Source organism: Streptomyces alfalfae (genome assembly GCF_004127445.1).
Lineage (GTDB): Bacteria > Actinomycetota > Actinomycetes > Streptomycetales > Streptomycetaceae > Streptomyces > Streptomyces alfalfae.
In genome coordinates this window covers 568,869-590,548 of the sequence record NZ_QEXM01000043.1, presented here as the reverse complement: position 1 = coordinate 590,548, position 21,680 = coordinate 568,869, and the positions used below count along the sequence as shown (strand labels likewise).

General features: G+C 72.8%; 22 protein-coding genes. 16 read left to right on the top strand and 6 right to left on the bottom strand.

Annotation, left to right across the window (positions count from 1 at the left end; genetic code table 11):
- Nucleotides 1-22 precede the first annotated feature (22 nt).
- Nucleotides 23-691 carry a response regulator gene (locus DCW30_RS25665; RefSeq protein ID WP_076683855.1) on the bottom strand — a complete coding sequence of 223 codons (669 nt, stop codon included), beginning with the start codon at nt 689-691 and terminating at the stop codon, nt 23-25.
- Complete coding sequence (locus DCW30_RS25660) at nt 688-1,911, bottom strand: sensor histidine kinase (protein ID WP_076683854.1); 1,224 nt, start codon at nt 1,909-1,911, stop codon at nt 688-690. Before DCW30_RS25660 ends, DCW30_RS25665 begins: the two co-directional genes overlap by 4 nt.
- Before the next feature lie 255 nt (nt 1,912-2,166).
- Between DCW30_RS25660 and DCW30_RS25655 the strand changes: the two genes are divergently transcribed.
- Together DCW30_RS25655 and DCW30_RS25650 are read left to right on the top strand one after the other, a co-directional pair.
- Entirely contained in the window at nt 2,167-3,252 is a 1,086-nt protein-coding gene (locus DCW30_RS25655) for an ABC transporter permease (protein WP_076683853.1), read from the top strand.
- Between the two features lie 53 nt (nt 3,253-3,305).
- The gene (locus DCW30_RS25650; RefSeq protein WP_076688727.1) at nt 3,306-4,028 is read left to right on the top strand and encodes an ABC transporter ATP-binding protein; all 723 of its coding nucleotides are present in this window, start codon (nt 3,306-3,308) and stop codon (nt 4,026-4,028) included.
- A 357-nt stretch (nt 4,029-4,385) separates the two neighbouring features.
- Here DCW30_RS25650 and DCW30_RS25645 read toward each other — a convergent pair whose 3' ends face one another.
- Complete coding sequence (locus DCW30_RS25645; protein ID WP_062780615.1) at nt 4,386-5,195, bottom strand: IclR family transcriptional regulator; 810 nt, start codon at nt 5,193-5,195, stop codon at nt 4,386-4,388.
- 373 nt (nt 5,196-5,568) lie between these two features.
- Between DCW30_RS25645 and allB the strand changes: the two genes are divergently transcribed.
- Together allB and alc are read left to right on the top strand one after the other, a co-directional pair.
- Nucleotides 5,569-6,945 carry an allantoinase AllB gene (gene allB, locus DCW30_RS25640; RefSeq protein ID WP_076683852.1) on the top strand — a complete coding sequence of 459 codons (1,377 nt, stop codon included), beginning with the start codon at nt 5,569-5,571 and terminating at the stop codon, nt 6,943-6,945.
- Between the two features lie 4 nt (nt 6,946-6,949).
- Nucleotides 6,950-8,080: an allantoicase gene (gene alc, locus DCW30_RS25635; RefSeq protein ID WP_076683851.1), complete on the top strand. Its 1,131-nt coding sequence runs from the start codon at nt 6,950-6,952 to the stop codon at nt 8,078-8,080.
- Between the two features lie 104 nt (nt 8,081-8,184).
- On the opposite strand, the gene DCW30_RS25630 is transcribed toward alc, so the two are convergent.
- On the bottom strand, nt 8,185-8,925 hold the full coding sequence (locus tag DCW30_RS25630) for an SDR family oxidoreductase (protein WP_076683850.1): 741 nt from the start codon (nt 8,923-8,925) through the stop codon (nt 8,185-8,187).
- A gap of 256 nt (nt 8,926-9,181) precedes the next feature.
- Between DCW30_RS25630 and DCW30_RS25625 the strand changes: the two genes are divergently transcribed.
- On the top strand, nt 9,182-9,601 hold the full coding sequence (locus DCW30_RS25625) for a ribonuclease (protein ID WP_076683849.1): 420 nt from the start codon (nt 9,182-9,184) through the stop codon (nt 9,599-9,601).
- Between the two features lie 43 nt (nt 9,602-9,644).
- Here DCW30_RS25625 and DCW30_RS25620 read toward each other — a convergent pair whose 3' ends face one another.
- Nucleotides 9,645-9,851, bottom strand: coding sequence for a hypothetical protein (locus tag DCW30_RS25620; protein ID WP_062780610.1), 207 nt, complete (start codon nt 9,849-9,851; stop codon nt 9,645-9,647).
- A gap of 157 nt (nt 9,852-10,008) precedes the next feature.
- Between DCW30_RS25620 and DCW30_RS25615 the strand changes: the two genes are divergently transcribed.
- The 3 genes from DCW30_RS25615 (at nt 10,009) to DCW30_RS25605 (ending at nt 12,545) form a co-directional block, all read left to right on the top strand.
- Nucleotides 10,009-11,274 (top strand): sensor histidine kinase, encoded by a 1,266-nt coding sequence (locus DCW30_RS25615; protein WP_079249941.1) that lies wholly within the window; start codon nt 10,009-10,011, stop codon nt 11,272-11,274.
- Nucleotides 11,271-11,942: a response regulator transcription factor gene (locus DCW30_RS25610; protein WP_076688725.1), complete on the top strand. Its 672-nt coding sequence runs from the start codon at nt 11,271-11,273 to the stop codon at nt 11,940-11,942. The genes DCW30_RS25615 and DCW30_RS25610 overlap by 4 nt, the downstream gene beginning before the upstream one ends.
- Before the next feature lie 144 nt (nt 11,943-12,086).
- Nucleotides 12,087-12,545: a PaaI family thioesterase gene (locus tag DCW30_RS25605; RefSeq protein WP_062780608.1), complete on the top strand. Its 459-nt coding sequence runs from the start codon at nt 12,087-12,089 to the stop codon at nt 12,543-12,545.
- An 18-nt stretch (nt 12,546-12,563) separates the two neighbouring features.
- Here DCW30_RS25605 and DCW30_RS25600 read toward each other — a convergent pair whose 3' ends face one another.
- The gene (locus tag DCW30_RS25600) at nt 12,564-13,568 is read right to left on the bottom strand and encodes a Gfo/Idh/MocA family protein (RefSeq protein ID WP_062780607.1); all 1,005 of its coding nucleotides are present in this window, start codon (nt 13,566-13,568) and stop codon (nt 12,564-12,566) included.
- 182 nt (nt 13,569-13,750) lie between these two features.
- Between DCW30_RS25600 and DCW30_RS25595 the strand changes: the two genes are divergently transcribed.
- From DCW30_RS25595 to DCW30_RS25560, 8 genes are all read left to right on the top strand, one after another.
- Nucleotides 13,751-14,488, top strand: a complete 738-nt coding sequence (locus DCW30_RS25595) for a GntR family transcriptional regulator (protein WP_076683847.1) — start codon at nt 13,751-13,753, stop codon at nt 14,486-14,488.
- Nucleotides 14,489-14,645: 157 nt separating this feature from the next.
- Nucleotides 14,646-15,635 carry a sugar ABC transporter substrate-binding protein gene (locus DCW30_RS25590; RefSeq protein ID WP_076683846.1) on the top strand — a complete coding sequence of 330 codons (990 nt, stop codon included), beginning with the start codon at nt 14,646-14,648 and terminating at the stop codon, nt 15,633-15,635.
- 95 nt (nt 15,636-15,730) lie between these two features.
- Nucleotides 15,731-16,744 carry a sugar ABC transporter substrate-binding protein gene (locus tag DCW30_RS25585; protein WP_076683844.1) on the top strand — a complete coding sequence of 338 codons (1,014 nt, stop codon included), beginning with the start codon at nt 15,731-15,733 and terminating at the stop codon, nt 16,742-16,744.
- Nucleotides 16,741-17,796: an ABC transporter permease gene (locus DCW30_RS25580; protein ID WP_062780603.1), complete on the top strand. Its 1,056-nt coding sequence runs from the start codon at nt 16,741-16,743 to the stop codon at nt 17,794-17,796. Before DCW30_RS25585 ends, DCW30_RS25580 begins: the two co-directional genes overlap by 4 nt.
- On the top strand, nt 17,793-18,617 hold the full coding sequence (locus DCW30_RS25575) for an ATP-binding cassette domain-containing protein (protein ID WP_062780602.1): 825 nt from the start codon (nt 17,793-17,795) through the stop codon (nt 18,615-18,617). Before DCW30_RS25580 ends, DCW30_RS25575 begins: the two co-directional genes overlap by 4 nt.
- Nucleotides 18,618-19,106: 489 nt before the next feature.
- Nucleotides 19,107-20,264 carry an ROK family glucokinase gene (locus tag DCW30_RS25570; protein ID WP_062780601.1) on the top strand — a complete coding sequence of 386 codons (1,158 nt, stop codon included), beginning with the start codon at nt 19,107-19,109 and terminating at the stop codon, nt 20,262-20,264.
- Complete coding sequence (locus DCW30_RS25565) at nt 20,265-20,867, top strand: hypothetical protein (protein ID WP_062780600.1); 603 nt, start codon at nt 20,265-20,267, stop codon at nt 20,865-20,867. It begins immediately after the preceding gene.
- Between the two features lie 143 nt (nt 20,868-21,010).
- Nucleotides 21,011-21,496, top strand: a complete 486-nt coding sequence (locus tag DCW30_RS25560; protein ID WP_076683842.1) for a phospholipase — start codon at nt 21,011-21,013, stop codon at nt 21,494-21,496.
- Nucleotides 21,497-21,680 lie beyond the last annotated feature (184 nt).

The following is a 21,680-nucleotide window of genomic DNA, read 5'->3' as shown; positions in this document are numbered from 1 at the left end:
GGGGCAGTGAGCGGCGGTCGGCTCAGGGGCGGTCGCGGATCAGGCCGCGGGACGTCGCCGCGGCCACCGCGGCCGTACGGGAGTCCACGCCGAGCTTGGCGTAGATGTGCACCAGGTGGGACTTCACCGTGGCCTGGCTCAGGAACAGCTCCTTGCTGATCCGTTGGTTGGAGAGGCCGTCCTTCACCAGGCGCAGCACCTCCAGCTCGCGGCGGCTCAGCGCCTCCCCGGGCGTCCGCATCCGGTCCATCAGACGGTTGGCGACGGCGGGGGCGAGCGCCGAACGGCCCGAGGCCGCCGTGCGGACCGCCGCGGCCAGCTCCTCGGGCGGCGCGTCCTTCAACAGGTAGCCGGCGGCGCCCGCCTCCACCGCCGCGAGGATGTCGGCGTCCGTGTCGTACGTGGTGAGGACCAGGACCCGGGGCGCGTCCTCGCGCGCGGTGATCGCCGCCGTCGCGGCGGCCCCGTGCATCCCGGGGCCGAACTGGAGGTCCATCAGGACCACGTCGACGCCCTCCGGCCCCTGCGCGGCGGCCGCCTCCACCGCCGCCTCGGCCGTCGCCGCCTCCGCCACGATCTCGAAGTCCGGCTCGGCGTCGAGGACGGCCCGCAGCCCCGCGCGGACCACCGGGTGGTCGTCGGCGAGCAGCAGCCGGATGGTCGGGGCGCCCGCCCCGGGCGCGCGCGTCACGCCGCGTCCTCCTTCGTCCGTGCCGGCAGCGGCAGCGAGATCGCCACCGCCGTGCCCTGACCGGGCGCCGACTCGACCGTGAACGTGCCGCCGAGCGACTGCGCGCGCGCCCGCATCGCGGGCAGCCCGAAGCCGCCGTCGCGCTCCCCGGCGGCCCGGCCGTCCGCCGCCGGTTCGAAGCCGCGGCCGTCGTCGACCACGTCCAGCGTGACCGAGGCGTCCATGAACGTCAGGGTGATCTCGGCGCGGCGGGCCTCCGCGTGGCGGACCGTGTTCGCCAGGGCGGACTGCGCGACCCGCAGCAGCGCCACCTCGTACGGCGTCGGCAGCTCCGCGGGCGTGCCGCTGAGGGAGAACCGGACGCGCGGCCCCGCGCTCGACGCGCACAGCCGCTCAAGGGCGCCGGCCAGCGAACCGTGCTCCAGGTCCGGCGGCGACAGGGCGCGCACGAAACGCCGGGCCTCGGCGAGGTTGTCCTGCGCCGCCTCGCGGGCCCGCTCGATGTGCGGGCCCGCCGGGGAGCCGGCCGGCAGCGCGCGCTGGGCGGCCCGCAGCAGCAACTGGATCGACGACAGCCCCTGCGCGAGCGTGTCGTGGATCTCCCTGGCCAGGCGCTCGCGCTCGGCCAGCGTGCCCGCGGTGCGCTCGGCGGCGGCGAGTTCGGCGCGGGTCGCCATCAGCTCGTCGATCAGCTCGCGGCGGCGCTCGCTCTCCCGGTACAGCGCCTCGTACCCGAGGACCGTGGCCACCGCCACGGCCGCGCCGAGCAGCGGTCCGATGAAACTGCCTGGCGTGACGCGCGCGCTGTGCACCAGGAAGCTCGCGATGGCCGCCGCCGCCGTGGCGAGGACCGCGGGCAGCGCCCGGCGCTTCGGCAGCAGGTGGAGCTGGAGGAAGTACAGCGGAAAGGCGGCCCAGAGCCCGTCCGGCGAGAGCACGAGCAGCATCAGCCAGCAGGCGGCGAGCGCCGTCAGCCACCACCCGGCCGCGCGCCGCGAACGGCCCACCGCCGGGTGCAGTGTCCCCGCCGTGTACACGGCCCCCATCACCACGGCCGCCGCGACGACCCCGGCACGGTGCTCGGCGCCGCCCGTCACCGCCTTGACGGCGGCGAGCGCGAGGAGCCCCACGAGGAGGGCGTGGAGGCAACGGCGGATGGCGGGGGGCACGGGGACCGGCCGGTCGGACGGCGGGCTCGTGGCGGTGCGGGTGCGTGGCATGGGGAGGTCTCGTGTGGTCGGCCGGGTGCGGGCCGGGAACCTTGTGGGGTGGGGCCGGGGGGCCTTGTGGGGTCTGGCCGGGGTCAGGCCGGGGCCTCGCGGGGGCTGGGGGTGGACGGGGGTTCTTCCACGGTACGGGCACTGTCCCGTCCGAACGTCAACCGAAAGGTTGAGCGCCGGTTCCGTACTTCGACACGGGTGAACCGTGCTGTGGCGCGATGCCCCCGCCCCCGCCACGCCCGCAGGGTGGGAGGCATGTTCGTCGCCTGGAGAGACCTACGGTTCGCCAAGGGGCGGTTCGCCCTGATGGGAGCCGTCGTCGTATTGATCACCCTGCTCGTGGGGCTGCTGTCGGGACTGACCGCCGGGCTCGCGAAGGAGAACACCTCGGCCATCACCGGGCTGCCGGCCGACCACCTCGCGTTCGCCGCGCCGCCCGACGGCCAGTCCGTCTCCTTCACCAACTCCTCCCTGGAGCGGAGCGCCTGGGGGAAGTGGGCCGGGCGCCCCGGCGTCACCGCCGCGCACCCCATCGGCATCAGCACCCTCAACGCCACCTCGGGCGACCGGTCGGCCGCGGTCTCCGCGTTCGGCGTGGAGCCGGACTCCGGGATCGCCCCGCGCGGGGTCGCGCCCGGCGGGGCCGTGCTCTCCGAGAAGGCCGCCGCGGAACTCGGCGCGGGCGTCGGCGACCGGGTGCGGCTCGGGGGCGGCGCGGTCGAGGAGCGGGTCGTACGGGTCGCCTCCGACGCCTCGTACAGCCACACCCCCGTGGTGTGGGTCGGCCTCGACGACTGGCAGAAGCTCTCCCGCGGCGGGGCGTCGAAGGAACCGCGGGCGACCGTGGTGGCCCTCCGCACCGCCGACGGCGTCGATCTGGCCGCGGGGGACGAGGCCGCGGGGACCGAGACGAAGTCCCTGGACGCCGCGCTCACCGCGATCGGCTCCTACCAGGCCGAGAACGGGTCCCTCCAACTGATGCGGGGCTTCCTCTTCGTGATCTCCGCGCTGGTCATAGGCGCCTTCTTCACCGTCTGGACGATCCAGCGGGGCGGTGACATCGCCGTCCTGAAGGCCTTGGGCGCCTCGACGCCGTACCTCCTGCGGGACGCGCTCGGGCAGGCCGTGGCGATGCTCGTCGCCGGCACGGCGCTCGGGACGGGCCTGGCCGCCGGGGTCGGCGGCGTCATCAGCGGCGACGACGTCCCGTTCGTCCTCGAACCGTCCACCACGCTGTGGCCGGCCGCCGTCATGGTCGCCCTCGGGGTGCTGGGAGCCGGTCTTTCCGTGCGGCGGATCACCGCCGTCGATCCGTTGGTCGCACTGGGGAGTGCTCGATGAATGCCCTGCGCAAGTTCTCTGCTCGGTCTGCCACCGCCGGGGTCGGCTCTGCTGTGGCCGGCTCTGCCGGCTCTGCCGCCTCGTCGCTGGTGGTCGAGGACGTCACCCTCACGTATCCCGACGGGGGCGGGCGGCTCACCGCGCTGGACGGGGTGAGCCTTGAGGTGCCCGGAGGCACCATGACGGCCGTCCTCGGCCCCTCGGGTTCGGGGAAGTCCAGCCTGCTCGCCGTCGCGGCGACACTGGTCACGCCCGACCGGGGCCGGGTCGTGCTGGACGGCGTCGACACGGGGACCCTGAGCCGGGCGGAACAGGCCGCGCTGCGGCGGCGCCGGCTCGGCATCGTCTTCCAGCAGCCGAACCTGCTGGCGTCGCTGACGGCGCTGGAGCAGCTGGAGCTGATGGCCCACGTGGACGGGCGGCGGCCCTCCCGGCAGGTCCGCGAGCGAGCGCGGGAGCTGCTGGCCGCGGTGGGCCTCGCGGGGGAGGCCGGGCGACGCCCGCACCAGATGTCCGGCGGGCAGCGGCAGCGGGTGGGGATCGCGCGGGCGCTGATGAACGCCCCCGCGGTGCTGCTGGTCGACGAGCCGACCAGCGCGTTGGACCACGAGCGGGGCGGGGCGGTGCTTGAGCTGCTCTCGCGGCTCACGCGGGAGCGGGGCACGGCGACGGTGCTGGTCACGCATGACCGGGCGCGGTTGTCCGTCGCGGACCGCGTGGTGGAGATGGCGGACGGTTGCCTGTCTTCACCTTGCCGGGGCCAAAGCCGCGGCTAGGTCTGCCACCTGTCCGGTACCCCGTGGTCCACGGGTGCCGGAGGGCAGGCCGCCGGATGCCTCCCGTCCGTCCGCCCGTTGCTCCGTGGTCCACGGGTGCCGTAGGGGCAGGGCCGCCGCTGCGCGGCGGGAGTCTCCCACCCACCCGCCCGGTACCCCGTGGTCTACGGGTGCCGTAGGGGCAGGGCCGCCGCTGCGCGGTGGGAGTCTCCCACCCACCCGCTCAGCACCCGGTGGTCCAGCCCTCCCCGCCCCCGCTGTTGACCTCCGGGGGACCTACCTGCGCAGCTCGATGCGGGGATACGGGCGGGTGGGAGAGCATCCGCCGCGCAGCGGCGGCCCGAAACCGCCCAAGGCTCAGGAGCCAGTAGTCGTGAGGGCAGCCGACAACTCCACCGCCACCTGCTGCAGCACCGGCACGATCTTCTCCGTCGCCGCCTCCGTGACCCGCCCCGCGGGCCCGGAGATCGAGATGGCCGCCGCCGTGGGCGAGTTCGGCACCGGCACGGCGAGGCACCGTACGCCGATCTCCTGCTCGTTGTCGTCGACCGCGTACCCCGCTCGGCGAACCTCCTCCAGCGCGTCGAGGAACCCCTGCGGCGTGGTGATCGTCTTCTCCGTGGCCGCCGGCATCCCGGTGCGCGCGAGCAGCGCCCGCACCTCCTCCGGTGGCGTGTCGGCGAGGAGCGCCTTGCCGACGCCCGTGGAGTGCGGCAGGACCCGCCGGCCGACCTCGGTGAACATCCGCATGGAGTGCTTGGAAGGCACCTGCGCCACGTACACGATCTCGTCGCCGTCGAGCAGCGCCATGTTCGCCGTCTCGCCGGTCTCCTCGACCAGGCGGGCGAGGTAGGGCCGGGCCCAGGTGCCGAGCAGCCGGGAGGCGGACTCGCCGAGGCGGATCAGGCGCGGGCCGAGGGAGTAGCGGCGGTTGGCCTGCTGGCGTACGTAGCCGCAGGCGACCAGCGTGCGCATCAGGCGGTGGATCGTCGGCAGCGGGAGCCCGCTGCTGGCGGAGAGCTCGCTGAGACCGACCTCGCCCCCGGCGTCCGCCATCCGCTCCAGCAGATCGAAGGCGCGCTCTAGGGACTGGACGCCACCGCTCGCGGCGGGAGGCTTTGAGGCGGCGACTTCAGCAAGGGCGTCGTTGGCGCTTGACGTCGGCACGGCGCGTTCCTTTCGGTGCTGGCGGGCAAGGAAGCAGCCTACCGGGCGGTTCCTCGCCGGGGCTCGGACGCGTCCTGGCGCCGTCGCCGGTCAGGTCGCCTTTGTCCGTGTCTCCATGGGGTTGTCCAAGGAGACCCCGGCGCCGTCGTTGTGCGTAGCTACGTTTTGACGTGCGGAATCATATTTCCACCTTGTGGAAAAGTCTAGTGCGAGTTCGCGGCGCCCCCTCGGCCCGCATTCGACCCTTGACGCCGCGAGAGCGAGCGTGAAAACTTCTTCAACAGAACGTTGAATTCCGTTAAGCGGAAACAAAAGGTCTGTGCAGCGGAACAGAAGAGACGCGCAACAGAACAGACGCGGAGAGGGGACACGGGTGTCCGAACGAGACGTCGACGTCGTCACGAGTGCCGGAGACGGCAAGGCCGAGCTGGTGCTGCGCTCCACACGCGTCGTCACCCCGGAGGGGACCCGGGCCGCCTCGGTCGCCGTCTCCGGCGGGAAGATCGTGGCCGTCGCCGCGTACGACGCCCCCGTGCCCGACGGCGCGCGCCTGGAGGACTTCGGCGACGACGTCCTGCTGCCCGGCCTCGTCGACACGCACGTCCACGTGAACGACCCCGGCCGCACCGAGTGGGAGGGCTTTTGGACCGCCACCCGCGCCGCGGCCGCCGGCGGCATCACCGCGCTCGTCGACATGCCGCTCAACTCCCTGCCGCCGACCACGACGGTCGGCAACCTGCGGACCAAGCAGGAGGTCGCCCGGTCCAAGGCGCACATCGACGTCGGCTTCTGGGGCGGCGCCCTGCCCGACAACGTGCAGGACCTCAAGCCGCTGCACGACGCGGGCGTGTACGGCTTCAAGTGCTTCCTGTCGCCCTCCGGCGTCGAGGAGTTCCCCGAGCTGGACCAGGACCAGCTCACCACATCCATGGCCGAGATCGCCGGCTTCGGCGGGCTCCTCATCGTGCACGCCGAGGACCCGCACGAGCTGGACGCCGCCCCGCACAAGAGCGGACCCAAGTACGCGGACTACCTCCAGACCCGGCCCCGTGTCTCCGAGGACACCGCGATCGAGGGGCTCATCGCCGTCGCCAAGCGGCTCGGCGCGCGGGTGCACGTCCTGCACCTGTCCTCCTCCGACGCGCTCCCGCTCATCGCCGCCGCCAAGCGCGAGGGCGTCCGGCTGACCGTCGAGACCTGCCCGCACTACCTGACCCTGACCGCCGAGGAAGTCCCCGACGGCGCCAGCGAGTTCAAGTGCTGCCCGCCCATCAGGGAGGCGGGCAACCAGGACCTGCTGTGGGCCGCGCTGGCCGACGGCACCATCGACTGCGTCGTCACCGACCACTCGCCCTCCACCGCCGACCTGAAGACCGACGACTTCGCCACCGCCTGGGGCGGCATCTCCGGCCTCCAGCTCAGCCTGCCCGCCGTCTGGACCGAGGCCAGGAAGCGCGGGCACACCCTTGAGGACGTGGTGCGGTGGATGTCCACCCGCACCGCCGAACTGGTCGGACTCGACCAGAAGGGCGCCATCGAGGCCGGCCGCGACGCCGACTTCGCGGTCCTCGCGCCCGACGAGACCTTCACCGTGGACCCCGCGGAGCTCCAGCACCGGAACCGAGTCACGGCGTACGCGGGCAAGACCCTCAGCGGCGTCGTGAAGTCCACCTGGCTGCGCGGCGAACGCATCCTGCACGGCGGCGAGTTCACCGAACCCGCCGGCCGACTTCTGGAAAGGAACAACTGACACCGTGACGGCGCAGAACACCACCACCCCCGCCACCTTCACCGGCGACGCGAGCCCCTACGGCGGCGGCGAGCCCTACGCCGACTACCGCACGGCCGACTTCCCCTTCACCCAGTACGCCAACCTCGCCGACCGGCAGCTGGGGGCCGGTGTGATCGCCGCCAACGACGAGTTCTTCGCGATGCGCGAGAACCTGCTGCTCCCGCACGCCGCCGTGTTCGACCCCGAGCACTTCGGCCACAAGGGCAAGGTCATGGACGGCTGGGAGACCCGCCGCCGGCGCGGTGTCTCCGGCGAGCACCCGTGGCCGACCGAGGACGACCACGACTGGGCGCTCGTACGGCTCGGCGCGCCGGGCGTGGTCCGCGGCATCGTCATCGACACGGCCCACTTCCGCGGCAACTACCCGCAGGCCGTCTCCGTGGAGGGCACCAGCGTCGACGGCTCGCCGACGCCCGAGGAGCTGTGCGCCGACGACGTGAAGTGGACGACGCTCGTCCCGCGCACCCCGGTCGGCGGGCACGCCGCCAACGGCTTCACCGTCGACGTCGAGCAGCGTTTCACGCACCTGCGCGTCAACCAGCACCCGGACGGCGGCATCGCCCGCCTCCGCGTCTACGGCGAGGTCGTCGCCGACCCCGCGTGGCTCGCCGCGCTCGGCACGTTCGACGTCGTCGCCCTGGAGAACGGCGGCCAGGTCGAGGACGCCTCCGACCGCTTCTACTCCCCGGCCACCAACACCATCCAGCCCGGCCGCTCCCGCAAGATGGACGACGGCTGGGAGACCCGCCGCCGCCGCGACACCGGCAACGACTGGATCCGCTACCAGCTGGTCCAGCAGTCCGAGATCCGGGCCGTCGAGATCGACACCGCCTACCTCAAGGGCAACTCCGCCGGCTGGGCCGCCCTTTCGATACGTGACGGCGAGTCGGGTGAGTGGGTCGAGGCCCTGCCGCGCACCCGCCTCCAGCCCGACACCAACCACCGCTTCGTCCTGGACGCGCCGGTCGTCGGCACGCACGCCCGTGTCGACATCTTCCCGGACGGCGGCATCTCCCGCCTGCGCCTGTTCGGTTCGCTGACCGAGGCCGGCGCGGCCGGGCTCACCGCCCGCCGCCAGGAGCTGGGCGGCTGATCGGCGCCCCCCCCGAACGCGGGGCGCACCGGGTGGACAGCCCCGGTGCGCCCCGCACTCATGCCCGGGCGGACGGACGGGCGGCCGTCCGGGTCGCCGGGGCGTCAGGCGGCGTGACCGCCGTCGACCGACAACTCGGTGCCGGTGACGTACGCCGCGTCGTCCCCGGCGAGATAGCCGACCAGCGACGCCACCTCGTCGGCGGAGCCGAAGCGGCCGAGGGCCGTCATGGCGCTCTGCCCCTCGGCGAAGGGGCCGCCCGCCGGGTTCATGTCGGTGTCGATGGGGCCCGGCTGGACCAGGTTCGCCGTGATCCGGCGCCCGCCCAACTCCCGTGCCAGCGCCTTGTTCAGACCGATCAGCGCGGCCTTGCTCGTCGCGTAGAGCGTGCCGCCGGGGCCCGGGACGCGCTGGGCCATGCAGCTGCCGACGGTGATGATCCGGCCGCCGTCGCGGAGCCGTGCGGCGGCCGTCTGGGAGGCCAGGAAGACCCCGCGTACGTTGACGGCGAGGACCCGGTCGAGGTCCGCGAGCGTCAGGTCGCCGATGGGGCCGAGCACCCCGATGCCCGCGTTGTTCACCAGGATGTCCAGGCCGCCCAGGTCGTCGGCCGCGCGGTCCACCGCGCCCGCCGCGTCGCCCGCGTCGGCGGCGTCCGCCCGGATGGCGAGGGCGCGCTGCCCCATGGCCCCGATCTTGGCGACCACCTCGTCGGCCGCGCTCTCGTTCTGCACGTAGGTGATCGCCACGTCCGCGCCCTCCTGGGCCAGGCGCAGCGCGATCGCCGCGCCCATGCCGCGGCTGCCGCCGGTCACCAGGGCGGTCCTGCCGGTGAGAGAAGACATGTCCCTACCTCTTTCGCATGCTGTCGATACGCGTGACTTCTGCCGTTCTGCGGCGAGAAGTGCTTGTGTGTTCAATGAAAGACGTCCGGGCGGGCCGGGGCTGGCGGTTAACGGACACCGAACCGGCGGCCGGCACTCTCCCCGCCCCGGCGGGCCGGACGGGGCCGGGGGAGAGTGGTGAAGATCGGTGAACTACCGGAGAATTCCTCCGACTTGACGTTGACACGCCAACCTCTACGCGCGTCACACTGGTCCCATGCGAATCCCCCCACGAATCCTCGGCGCATCAGCCCTCGCCACCGCCCTCCTCATCGGCGGCCCCGTCACGGCCACCGCGAGCGCGGCCGCCACCGCCCCGGCCGCCCACTCGGCCCCGTACTCCGCCGCCGCGGTCGGCGACATCTGCCTCTCCGCGCTGCCCTTCGAGGCGCACGACACCCTCGACCTGATCGAGGCGGGCGGCCCCTACCCGTTCCCGCAGGACGGCACCGTCTTCCAGAACCGCGAGGGCGAGCTGCCGCGGCAGAGCTCCGGCTACTACCACGAGTACACGGTCATCACGCCGGGCTCCGACGACCGCGGGGCCCGCCGCATCGTCACCGGTGAGAAGAGCCAGGAGGACTACTACACCGCCGACCACTACGCGTCCTTCGACCTGGTCGACCACGGCTGCTGAGCCCCGGCCGACCGGGCCCCGGCCGCCGGTGGCCGGGGCCCGGTCAGCGCCGCCCGCGGCTCTCCGCGAGGGCGAAGAGCGCGCAGGCGAGGACGGTCAGCGTGACGCTCGCGTAGATCTCGTGGCCGTCGAGGAAACGCAGGCGCGCCACCACGCCCCAGCCGTCGAGACGGCCGGTCAGCTCGTGCGCCAGGCCGGCCACGCCCTGGAGCAGCAGGACGACACCCAGGAGTTCAAGAAGCCGTTTCATGCCGTGATCCTCGCCCCGCCGCTTTCCCGCGCACATCCACCGGCGGGCGAGGGTCCGCTTCGGGAGCCGGTCCGAAAGTCGCGGACCGGGGTGACTTTGGTAGCCGATCATGCGCTCGTGACGCTTCGGGCCCTTCGCGGTGCGTAGATTGCCCACCATGAGCAGCACCGAACCCCCGCGGCGATCCGAGCCCGTGGCCGACCCCCAGCCCCTGGCCAGGAGCCCGTGGACGCTGCCCTCCGCGCTCGCCAGGGAGTTCGACCCCGACCGGGCGGGACGCAAGGCGCGGCGGACCGTGCGCGACTGGGTCGTCGACTTCACCTGCTTCCTCATCGCCGTCGTCATCGGCATGGTGGGCGCCGACGCCGTCGGGCAGAACCCGCACGTGTCGCCCGGGATCGCCGAGCTCGACCAGGTGATCGGGGCGCTCGCCTGCGCCGCGGTCTGGCTGCGCAGGCGCTGGCCCGTCGGCCTCGCCATCGCGATGGTGCCGGTCACGGTGGCCTCCGACACGGCGGGCGGCGCGGCGACCATCGCCCTGTTCACCCTGGCCGTGCACCGGCCCTTCCGCTACGTGGCCTGGATCGGCGCCGCCTCGCTGGCGGCGGTGCCCTTCGCCTTCTGGCTGCGCCCCGACGCGGAGCTGCCCTACCTCGCGGCCATCGTCTTCAGCGCCCTGCTGATGGCGAGCGTCATCGGCTGGGGCATGTTCGTGCGCTCCCGCCGCGAGCTGCTGCTCAGCCTGCGCGATCGCGCCGTCCGCGCGGAGAACGAGGCCGCCCTCCGGGCCGAACAGGCCCAGCGCCTCGCCCGCGAGGCCATCGCCCGCGAGATGCACGACGTGCTCGCCCACCGCCTGACCCTGCTCAGCGTCCACGCGGGCGCCCTGGAGTTCCGCCCCGACGCGCCGCGCGAGGAGATCGTCCGCGCGGCGGGCGTCATCCGGGAAAGCTCCCACGAGGCGCTGCAGGACCTGCGGCAGGTCATCGGCGTCCTGCGCGGCGGTGACACGGACGCGTCCGGCAGGCCCCAGCCCACGCTCGCCGCCCTCGGCGCCCTGGTCGCCGAGTGCCGCGAGGCGGGCATGAAGGTCACCCTGGACAGCCGCGTCACCGACCCGGAGGCCGTGCCCGCCGCCCTCGGGCGCACCGCGTACCGCATCGCGCAGGAGGCCCTGACCAACGCCCGCAAGCACGCCCCCGGCGCCGAGGTGACCGTCACCGTCTCCGGGCAGGCGGGCGAGGGCCTGACCATGGCCGTGGCCAACCCGGCGCCGCCCGGCGACGTCCCGAAGGTGCCGGGCTCCGGGCAGGGCCTGATCGGGCTCACCGAACGGGCCTCGCTCGCGGGCGGCAGGCTCGTCCACGGACCCGGGTCCGAGGGCGGCTTCCACCTGGAGGCCTGGCTACCGTGGGCGCCATGAAACCGATCAGGCTGCTGCTCGTCGACGACGACCCGCTGGTGCGCGCCGGGCTCTCCTTCATGCTCGGCGGCGCGGACGACATCGAGATCGTCGGCGAGGCGGGCGACGGCAGCGAGGTCGCGTCGCGCGTCGGCGAACTCCGCCCGGACGTGGTCCTGATGGACATCCGCATGCCCACGGTGGACGGGCTCGCCGCCACGGAGGCGCTGCGCAAGCGCCCCGACGCGCCCGAGGTCATCGTGCTCACCACCTTCCACGCCGACGAGCAGGTCCTGCGGGCGCTGCGGGCGGGCGCGGCCGGGTTCGTCCTGAAGGACACCGCCCCGGCGGAGATCGTCGCGGCGGTCCGCGCCGTCGCCGCGGGCGAGCCCGTGCTCTCGCCGACGGTGACGCGGCAGCTCATCGGCCGGGTGACGGGCGCCGGCCCGCAGCTCGACCGCAGGCGGCGCGCGCTGGCCCGGCTCGACGCCCTCGGCGAGCGGGAGCGGGAGGTCGCCGTCGCGGTGGGCCGCGGCGGCTCCAACGCGGACATCGCGGCGGAGCTGTTCCTGAGCGTGGCCACGGTGAAGGCGCACGTGTCCCGCATCCTGACGAAGCTGGACCTCAACAACCGCGTGCAGATCGCGCTGTTGGCGCATGACGCGGGGTTGCTGGACCAGGACCACTGAGGCTCGGCCTCGCTGTGCGCGCTGCGGGGCGACGCTCTCGCCTCGGGCGCCGTTCGTCACCGGCCCCGCCGAGTCCGTCTCGAGCGCCGGACGAGCTTGCTGTTTCCGCCTGACCGGATGGAACGGCAGTGGTAGTAGTCGTGCATGACTGAGACCCAGCCGGAGCCGCACCCCGAGCCCGTCGATCTCGCCAGGGCCCAGAAGGTCCTGGAGGCGCAGCCGTTCAGCCGTCTCGTGCGGGCGCGCATCACCCGCTTCGGTGAGGGCGCGGCCACCCTGGAGATCGGCGCCCGCGAGGAACTCCAGCAGCAGAACGGCTTCCTGCACGGCGGCGTCCTCGCCTACGCGGCCGACAACTCCATCACCTTCGCCGCGGGCACCACGCTCGGGCCCGCCGTGCTGACCTCCGGGTTCTCCATCCAGTACGTGCGCCCCGCGACCGGCGCGAAGCTCGTGGCCCGCGCGGTCGTCGCCCATACGGGGCGGCGGCAGGCCACGGTGCGCTGCGAACTGTTCTCCGTGAGCGGCGCGGGCGGGCCGGGCGGGGACGGGGCCGAGACGCTGTGCGCCATCGCGCAGGGGACGGTGCTCTCCACCGCCTGACCGGCGGGGGAGGGGTGCTCAGCCGCCGGGGATCTCCGTCATCCGCACCGGCCGCCGCTCCCGCCGCGACCGTTCGCACGCCTCGGCGATCCGCAGCGCGTGCAGCGCCTCGCGGCCGTCGCAGGGGTTGGCCCGCTCACCCCGTGCGACCTCGACGAACGCGGCGAGTTCCGCCTCGTACGCCGGGGCGAAGCGTTCGAGGAAGCCGGGCCAGGGCTTGTCCGGCGCGGCGGGACCCGTCGGTTCCGCCGACGTCAGGGGCGTGCGGTCGTCGAGGCCGACGGCCAACTGGTCTCTCTCGCCCGCCAGTTCCATGCGGACGTCGTAACCGGCGCCGTTGCAGCGGGTCGCCGTCGCGGTGGCGAGCGTGCCGTCGTCGAGGGTGAGCAGCGCCGCGGCCGTGTCGACGTCACCGGCCTCGCGGAACATCGCGGGACCCGCGTCCGAGCCGCTCGCGTACACCTCCGTGACCTCACGGCCCGTCACCCACCGCAGGACGTCGAAGTCGTGCACCAGGCAGTCGCGGTAGAGGCCGCCGGACAGCGGCAGGTACGCGGGCGGGGGCGGCGCCGGGTCCGAGGTGATCGCCCGCACGGTGTGCAGCCGGCCGAGCCTGCCCGCCCGCACCGCCTCGCGCGCCGCCGCGTACCCCGCGTCGAAGCGCCGCTGGAAGCCGAGCTGCAGCACCGTGCCCGCGGCCTCGACCTCGGCGAGCGCGGCCAGCGTGCCCGGCAGGTCGAGCGCGATGGGCTTCTCGCAGAACGCCGGGAGACCGGCGCGGGCCGCGGCGCCGATGAGGCCGGCGTGCGCGGCGGTCGCCGCGGTGATCACCACGGCGTCCACCCCGATGCTGAGGACGTCGTCCACCGAGGGCGCGGGCACCGCCCCGGTCTCCGCCGCGAGTCCCGCCGCCCGCACGGGGTCGGCGTCGGCGACGACCAGGGACGTCACGTCGGGGTGACGGCTCAGGGCCGCCGCGTGGAAGGTGCCGATACGGCCTGTTCCGATCAGTCCGATGCGCATGGACCCAGCCTCACCGCGCCCCGCCCACCGTGTCAATCATTTGTCCGGACAACAGAACCTCATAACTTCCCGTCATCTTCTCTTCGGGCTACGCTCGCCCCGTGTCCAAACCACTCGCCAACGCAGCGCAGGGCAAGCAGGACGGGCAGGGCGGCCAGGACCGGCAGCCCAAGGACCCCGCCGTGGTCCTGGGGCTCGGCGTCGACCGCAGCAGTCCGGTCCCGCTCTACTTCCAGCTCGCCCAGCAGCTGGAGGCGGCGATCGAGCGGGGCGCCCTGACCCCGGGCAGCCTCCTGGGCAACGAGATCGACCTGGCCGGACGCCTCGGGCTCTCCCGGCCCACCGTCCGCCAGGCCATCCAGTCCCTCGTCGACAAGGGGCTGCTCGTGCGGCGCAGGGGTGTCGGCACGCAGGTCGTGCACAGCCAGGTCAAGCGGCCCCTGGAACTCAGCAGCCTCTACGACGACCTGGAGGCCGCCGGCCAGCGCCCCGAGACCCGTGTCCTGCGCAACACCCTCGGGCCCGCGTCCGCCGAGGTCGCCGCCGCGCTCGGGGTCGCCGAGGGGCAGGAGGTGCACCACGTCGAGCGGCTGCGCCTGGCCCACGGCGAGCCCATGGCCTTCCTGACCAACCACATCCCCGCCGGGCTCCTCGACCTCGACACCGCCCGCCTGGAGGCCACCGGGCTCTACCGCCTGATGCGCGCCGCGGGGCTCACCCTGCACAGCGCGCGCCAGTCCGTCGGCGCCCGTGCCACCGCCGCGGACGAGGCGGAGCGCCTCGCCGAGCCCGAGGGGGCGCCGCTGCTCACGATGCGGCGCACGACCTTCGACGACACGGGGCGTGCGGTCGAGTTCGGGGCGCACGTCTACCGGGCCTCGCGCTACTCCTTCGAGTTCCAGCTCCTCGTACGGCCGTAGGCGCCGGGTGCGCGGCGGCGGGCGCGGCGCGTACGGCCGCAGGTCCCAAGTCGCTCACGGTCGTCCGAATGTTCTGACAAAGCCATTGACGCTGCCGCGCGCCCGCCGCTAGAACTCCCCCAGCCGCATTCGGGCGGCCGGGAGAAGAGGTGGTCCCATGCGTACAGCCCGTACGGCCGCGGCCCTCGTCGCGGTGATCGCGCTCGCGGGGTGCAGCGGCTCCGGCGGCAAGGACGACGAGGACGGCCCGGGGGACGGCGGGGGCGGCGGCAAGGGCGTGGGCACGCCCCGCCTCAAGATCGCGATGGTCACGCACTCCGGCGAGGGCGACACCTTCTGGGACATCGTCCGCAGCGGCGCCAAGCAGGCCGCCCGCAAGGACGACGTCGACTTCCTGTACGCCAACGACAAGGAGGCCAAGGGGCAGGCCGAGCTGGTGCAGTCGTTCGTGGACAAGAAGGTCGACGGGCTCATCGTCACCCTGGCCAAGCCCGAGGCGATGAAGACCGTCCTCGGCAAGGCCGAGACCGCGGGGATACCGGTGGTCACGATCAACTCCGGAGCCGAGTTCTCCGTGGATTTCGGCGCCCTGAGCCACATCGGCCAGGACGAGTCCGTGGCCGGCGAGGCCGTCGGCGACGAACTCGACAGGCGCGGGAAGAAGAAAGCGCTCTGCGTCATCCACGAACAGGGCAACGTCTCGCTCGAACAGCGCTGCGCGGGGGTGAAGAAGACCTTCGGCGGTCCGGTCGAGAACCTGAACGTCGAGGGCGTCAACGCGCCCGGCGCCCAGTCCTCCATCAGCGCGAAGCTCCAGGCCGCCAAGGACATCGACGCCGTCGTCACGCTCGGCGCGCCGATCGCCGCCCTCGCGGTGAAGGCCAAGGAGGACGCGGGGAGCGAGGCGGAGGTCGACACCTTCGACCTGAACGCCGAGGTCGTCAAGCGGCTCAAGGCCAAGGAGGTCGGCTTCGCCGTCGACCAGCAGCCCTACCTCCAGGGCTACCTCGCCGTCGACGAGCTGTGGCTGTACGAGACCAACGCCAACGTCCTGGGCGGCGGGCAGCCGGTCCTGACGGGGCCCGCGATCGTCACCGGGAAGGACGTGCCGAAGCTGGAGAAGTACACGGCCCGCGGTACCCGATGAACACACACGTGAACCGCGTGGTCGATACTTGGGCGGCCGGGGCCGAGGATCAGGACCGGCCGCACCGAGGAGCAGAACAAGAAGGGCACGGCGTCGTGGCAAGGGTTCGGACAGGGGTACGCGCGGTGGGCGCCGTGCTGGTGGCGGTGCTCGGAGTGTCCCTCGTGGGATGCAGCAGCACGGGCGGCAAGCGGGCCGAGGACGCCCGCAAGGCGTCGAAGGACCGGGGGAAGGCGGCGGTGTCCACCCCGCGCTGGACCTTCGGCATGGTGACGCACTCGGGTGACGGCGACACGTTCTGGGACATCGTCCAGGAGGGCGCCGAGGAGGCGGCCCGCAAGGACAACATCAACTTCTTGTACGCCCACGACGACGAGGCGCAGCAGCAGGCCCAGCTCGTGGACTCCTACATCGACAAGAAGGTCGACGCGATCATCGTCACACTGGCCAAGCCGGACGCGATGAAGGGCGCCCTGGCCCGCGCGGAGAAGGCCGGCATTCCCGTGGTCACCGTGAACTCCGGCTCCGCCGAGTCCAAGAAGTTCGGGGCGCTCACGCACATCGGCCAGGACGAGACGATCGCGGGCGAGGCCGTCGGCGACGAGCTGAACAAGCGGGGCAAGAAGAAGGCGCTGTGCATCCTGCACGAGCAGGGCAACGTCGGCCACGAGCAGCGCTGCGACGGCGCGAAGAAGACCTTCGACGGCAAGATGCAGAACCTGTACGTGACCGGCACCAACATGCCCGACGTGCAGTCCTCCATCGAGGCCCGCCTCCAGACCGACAAGTCGATCGACGCGGTCGTCACGCTCGGCGCGCCCTTCGCGAACGCCGCCGTCGAGGCGGTGGAGGGCGCGGGGACCAAGACGGAGGTCGCCACCTTCGACCTGAACGAGAAGGTCGCCGCCGGCCTCAAGAACGGCGACCTCGGCTTCGCCGTCGACCAGCAGCCCTTCCTCCAGGGCTACGAGGCCGTGGACCTGCTCTGGCTGTACAAGTACAACGCCGACGTGCTGGGCGGCGGCAAGCCCGTCCTGACCGGTCCGCAGATCGTCACCAAGGAGCAGGCCGGCGAGCTCGAGGACTACGCGAAGCGAGGGACCCGATGACCGCCACAGCCCCGGCGCCGGCTCCGGAGGGCCAGAGCGACGAGCGCCTCATCAAGACCTCCCCGCTGAAGAAGCTGCTGGGCCGCCCCGAGCTGGGCTCGGTCGTCGGCGCCGTCGCCGTCTTCATCTTCTTCTCGATCATCGCGGACAGCTTCCTCCAGGCCACCAGCCTCGCCACGGTCCTGTACGCGGCCTCCACGCTCGGCATCATGGCGGTGCCGGTGGCGCTGCTCATGATCGGCGGTGAGTTCGACCTGTCGGCCGGCGTCCTGGTGACGACCTCGGCGCTCGTCTCGTCGATGTTCAGCTACCAGATGACGGCGAACGTCTGGGTGGGCGTCGGCGTCTCGCTCCTGGTCACCCTCGCCATCGGCGTCTTCAACGGCGTGATGCTGACCCGCACGGACCCGCCGAGCTTCATCATCACGCTCGGCACGTTCCTGATGCTGACCGGCATGAACCTCGGCTTCACCAAGCTGATCAGCGGCACGGTCTCCACCAAGTCGATCTCCGACATGGAGGGCTTCGACTCCGCCGAGGCCGTCTTCGCCTCGACGATCTCCGTCGGCGGCGTCGACTACAAGATCACCATCGTGTGGTGGCTCGCCCTGATCGCCCTCGCCACCTGGATCCTGCTGCGCACCCGCGTCGGCAACTGGATCTTCGCGGTCGGCGGCGGCGAGGACGCGGCCCGCGCGGTCGGCGTCCCGGTGGCCGCGACCAAGATCGGCCTGTACATGGGCGTCGCCTTCGGCGCCTGGATCTCCGGACAGCACCTGCTCCTGTCGTACGACACCGTCCAGTCCGGCGAGGGCGTCGGCAACGAGCTGATCTACATCGTCGCGGCGGTCATCGGCGGCTGCCTGATCACCGGCGGCTACGGCTCCGCGGTCGGCGCGGCCGTGGGCGCGCTCATCTTCGGCATGGTCAGCAAGGGCATCGTGTTCGCCGAGTGGAACTCCGACTGGTTCAAGTTCTTCCTCGGCGTGATGCTGCTCCTGGCCACCCTGCTCAACCACTGGGTCCGCAAGCGCGCGGAGGCGACGAAATGACCGACGTGACCGAGGCGACGGAAGCGGCAGCCGAGCCGGGACGCACGCCGCTCGTCGAGCTGGACGACGTCAGCAAGTACTACGGCAACATCCGCGCCCTCGAAGGCGTGTCCCTGGAGGTCCACGCGGGGGAGATCTCCTGCGTGCTCGGCGACAACGGCGCGGGCAAGTCCACCCTCATCAAGATCATCGCGGGGCTGCACCAGCACGATGCCGGCTCCCTGCGGATCGACGGCGAGGAGACCCGGCTCGGCTCCCCGCGCGAGGCGCTGGACCTGGGCATCGCCACGGTCTACCAGGACCTCGCCGTGGTCCCGCTGATGCCCGTCTGGCGGAACTTCTTCCTCGGCTCCGAGCCGACGAAGGGGTCCGGGCCCTTCAAGCGCATGGACGTGGACCTCATGCGCGAGACGACCCGCGCGGAGCTGCTGCGCATGGGCATCGACCTGCGGGACGTGGACCAGCCGATCGGCACGCTGTCGGGCGGCGAGCGCCAGTGCGTGGCGATCGCCCGCGCGGTCTACTTCGGCGCGAAGGTCCTCGTCCTCGACGAGCCGACCGCGGCGCTCGGCGTGAAGCAGTCGGGCGTGGTCCTGAAGTACGTGGCCGCTGCGCGGGACGCGGGCCTCGGCGTGGTCCTCATCACGCACAACCCGCACCACGCGTACCTGGTCGGCAACCGTTTCGTCCTCCTGAAGCGGGGCGCGATGTCCGGCAGCTACGCGCGCGACGAGGTCACCCTCGACGAGCTGACCCGCCAGATGGCGGGCGGCTCGGAACTGGACGACTTGCGCCACGAACTGGAATCCCGCACCCCGTAGCCGTGCGGCGCACTTGCCGCGCGGGGCGCCTGGTGCGCCCCGTCAGGGGCGCGGGGAACTGCGCGCTCAGTCAGGGAGGGCCGGCAGACGCGTTTGCCGGTGATCGTGCGGATGCGTCTGCGGCTTGTGGGTGGCGGGCCGCGCAGTTCCCCGCGCCCCTTGGGGGCTTTGGGCGCCCGGCGTGCCCGGCGTGCCCGGCGTGCCCCGTCAGGGGCGCGGGGAACTGCGCGCTCAGCCGGAGAAGGCCTGCGGGTGCGTCTGCCGATGATTGCGCAGATGCGTCTGCGGCTTGTTCGTGGCGGGCCGCGCAGTTCCCCGCGCCCCTGTGGGGGGCCTTGCGTGCCCGGCCGCCGGGAAGGAGCCCCGAAGGAGCCGTCGGCGGGAGAGGCCCTGGCCAAGGGACATCCGCGGGGGCGAGGCGAGGGAGGCCCCCGGCCCACCGGGACCTCGCGGTGCGGCACAGCGGCAGCGTGAGGCAGAATCGCCGCAATGAGCACCTACCGCGACCTAGCGCACCGCGGCTCCGCACGAGCCACCGTCCTGCGGACCGTAGGCACGCGTGAACGCCGTTCCCATCTGACGGCGCCCCGCGTCAACACCGTCGGCATCGACATCGGCGGCACCAAGGTGATGGCGGGCGTCGTCGACCCCGACGGCAACATCCTGGAGACCCTCCGCACGGAGACCCCGGACAAGTCCAAGAGCCCCCGCGTCGTCGAGGACACCATCATCGAGCTGGTCCTCGACCTCTCCGACCGCCACGACGTGCACGCGGTCGGCATCGGCGCGGCGGGCTGGGTGGACGCGGACCGCAACCGCGTCCTGTTCGCCCCCCACCTGTCCTGGCGCAACGAACCGCTCCGCGACCGCATCTCCGGCCGCCTCGCGGTCCCCGTGATGGTGGACAACGACGCCAACACCGCCGCCTGGGCGGAGTGGCGCTTCGGCGCGGGCCGCGGCGAGGACCACCTGGTCATGATCACCCTCGGCACCGGCATCGGCGGCGCGATCCTGGAGGACGGCCAGGTCAAGCGCGGCAAGTTCGGCGTGGCAGGCGAGTTCGGGCACATGCAGGTCGTCCCCGGCGGCCACCGCTGCCCGTGCGGCAACCGCGGCTGCTGGGAGCAGTACAGCTCGGGCAACGCGCTGGTCCGCGAGGCCCGCGAGCTGGCCGCCGCCGACTCCCCGGTGGCGTACGAGATCATCGAGCGCGTCAAGGGCAACGTCCCCGACATCACGGGACCGCTCATCACCGAGCTGGCCCGCGAGGGCGACGCGATGTGCGTGGAGCTGCTCCAGGACATCGGCCAGTGGCTGGGCGTCGGCATCGCCAACCTCGCCGCGGCCCTCGACCCGTCCTGCTTCGTGATCGGCGGCGGTGTGAGCGCCGCCGACGACCTCCTGATCGGCCCCGCCCGCGACGCCTTCCGCCGCCACCTCACCGGCCGCGGCTACCGCCCCGAGGCCCGTATCGCCCGCGCCCAGCTCGGCCCCGAGGCCGGCATGGTCGGCGCCGCCGACCTGGCCCGCCTCGTCGCCCGCCGCTTCCGCCGCGCCAACCGCCGCCGCGTCGAGCGCTACGAACGGTACGAGCGCTACGCCGAGGCCCGCCGCTCCGACGACCGCACCTCCCAGGGAACCGTGTAGATGACCGTGCCCCGACAGCCCTCGTCCCCGGACCAGCCCGGCGCCCCCGAACCGCCGGAGCGGGGCAAGGGCAAGCCCGAGGACCGCCGCCACATGCTCCGCCGCCGCTGGCTGACGGCCACGATCATCGTGCTCCTGATCGGCATCCCCGCGGGGTACCTGGTGATCTCCGCGAACCAGAGCCGCAACAGCGGGCGCGACAAGGAGAACAAGTACTCCGCCACGGGCCTCACCGAGGGCTGGCCTTCCAAGGTGCAGCGCCGCCTCTACGAGGTGCCGATCCCTCCGTACTCCAAGGAGGTGGCGTACTACGAGACGAACAACTGGCGCACCAGCCGCCTCTATGTCCAGTTCCTCACCAGCAACAAGGGCCTGGACAAGTTCCTCAAGCGCATCGGCGCGACCGGCGGCGACCTCAAGCCGAAGGACATCACCATCAGCAAGCGCGACCGCGGGGTCGTCGGCTGGGAGTTCACGGGCAAGGGCCCCTGGTCGGGCCTGACGCACGAACAGAAGAACCCGAAGCCGACCCAGGACGTGGTGGTGGACCGCGCGGACCCGGGCCACCCGATGGTCTACGTGGTGTCGTCGACGACACCCTGACGGCCTCGCGGCATGGTGCGCCGGGGGCGTGAACTCCCGCCGGTCACGCGGAGTTCAGCCGAACGCCTCGTTTGTTGAAGTGCCAACTGTGGGCATGACACAGCGTGTTGAGACGTGAGTGTCACTCCCACAGGAGGAACCCCATGCGCCGTCGACTCGCCGCTTTCGCCGTGAGCGCCGCCTCCCTCACCCTGGGGCTCGGCGTCGCCGCCGCCCCGGCGTCCGCCGTGCCCGCCGACAAGGCGCAGGTGCTGAGCCGTTGGACCCAGACCGACGTGGGCAGCTACAACGCCTGGGTGTCGGCCCGCAACAACCAGGGCGCCTGGAGCGCGTACCGGTTCAACTGGTCCACCGACTACTGCTCCTCCTCGCCCGACAACCCCCTCGGCTTCCCGTTCAAGACGGCCTGCGCCCGCCACGACTTCGGCTACCGCAACTACAAGGAGGCCGGCGCCTTCAACGCCAACAAGGCGCGCGTGGACAGCGCCTTCTACGCCGACCTGAAGAGAGTCTGCGCCCAGTACAGCGGCGCCAAGAAGGCCACGTGCGACGGGACGGCCTGGACGTACTACCAGGCCGTCGACAAGCTCGGCCGCTCCGACCTGGTGGACCACGGGGCCACCGCCTGACGGGCCGGAGGGGACGCAGGGGCGCTCGATGCCCCGGAGGCCGGCGAGCGCACCGCGGACAGGGTCAGCGGCGCGCCGGGGCCAACACGTACATTGATCCGGAGGGAACCGGGGGGTACCGAACCTGCTGACGCGACGGAGCCGCGGAGCGAAACCGTGCGGTCGGTCGTGAGAGAGCGTGAGA

Coding starts and splice junctions, on each gene's coding strand:
- DCW30_RS25660 (WP_076683854.1), bottom strand. CDS start 1,911: ATGCCACGCACCCGCACCGCCACGAGCCCGCCGTCCGACCGGCCGGTC.
- DCW30_RS25655 (WP_076683853.1), top strand. CDS start 2,167: ATGTTCGTCGCCTGGAGAGACCTACGGTTCGCCAAGGGGCGGTTCGCC.
- DCW30_RS25630 (WP_076683850.1), bottom strand. CDS start 8,925: ATGTCTTCTCTCACCGGCAGGACCGCCCTGGTGACCGGCGGCAGCCGC.
- DCW30_RS25625 (WP_076683849.1), top strand. CDS start 9,182: ATGCGAATCCCCCCACGAATCCTCGGCGCATCAGCCCTCGCCACCGCC.
- DCW30_RS25620 (WP_062780610.1), bottom strand. CDS start 9,851: ATGAAACGGCTTCTTGAACTCCTGGGTGTCGTCCTGCTGCTCCAGGGC.
- DCW30_RS25615 (WP_079249941.1), top strand. CDS start 10,009: ATGAGCAGCACCGAACCCCCGCGGCGATCCGAGCCCGTGGCCGACCCC.
- DCW30_RS25610 (WP_076688725.1), top strand. CDS start 11,271: ATGAAACCGATCAGGCTGCTGCTCGTCGACGACGACCCGCTGGTGCGC.
- DCW30_RS25605 (WP_062780608.1), top strand. CDS start 12,087: ATGACTGAGACCCAGCCGGAGCCGCACCCCGAGCCCGTCGATCTCGCC.
- DCW30_RS25600 (WP_062780607.1), bottom strand. CDS start 13,568: ATGCGCATCGGACTGATCGGAACAGGCCGTATCGGCACCTTCCACGCG.
- DCW30_RS25590 (WP_076683846.1), top strand. CDS start 14,646: ATGCGTACAGCCCGTACGGCCGCGGCCCTCGTCGCGGTGATCGCGCTC.
- DCW30_RS25580 (WP_062780603.1), top strand. CDS start 16,741: ATGACCGCCACAGCCCCGGCGCCGGCTCCGGAGGGCCAGAGCGACGAG.
- DCW30_RS25575 (WP_062780602.1), top strand. CDS start 17,793: ATGACCGACGTGACCGAGGCGACGGAAGCGGCAGCCGAGCCGGGACGC.
- DCW30_RS25570 (WP_062780601.1), top strand. CDS start 19,107: ATGAGCACCTACCGCGACCTAGCGCACCGCGGCTCCGCACGAGCCACC.
- DCW30_RS25565 (WP_062780600.1), top strand. CDS start 20,265: ATGACCGTGCCCCGACAGCCCTCGTCCCCGGACCAGCCCGGCGCCCCC.
- DCW30_RS25560 (WP_076683842.1), top strand. CDS start 21,011: ATGCGCCGTCGACTCGCCGCTTTCGCCGTGAGCGCCGCCTCCCTCACC.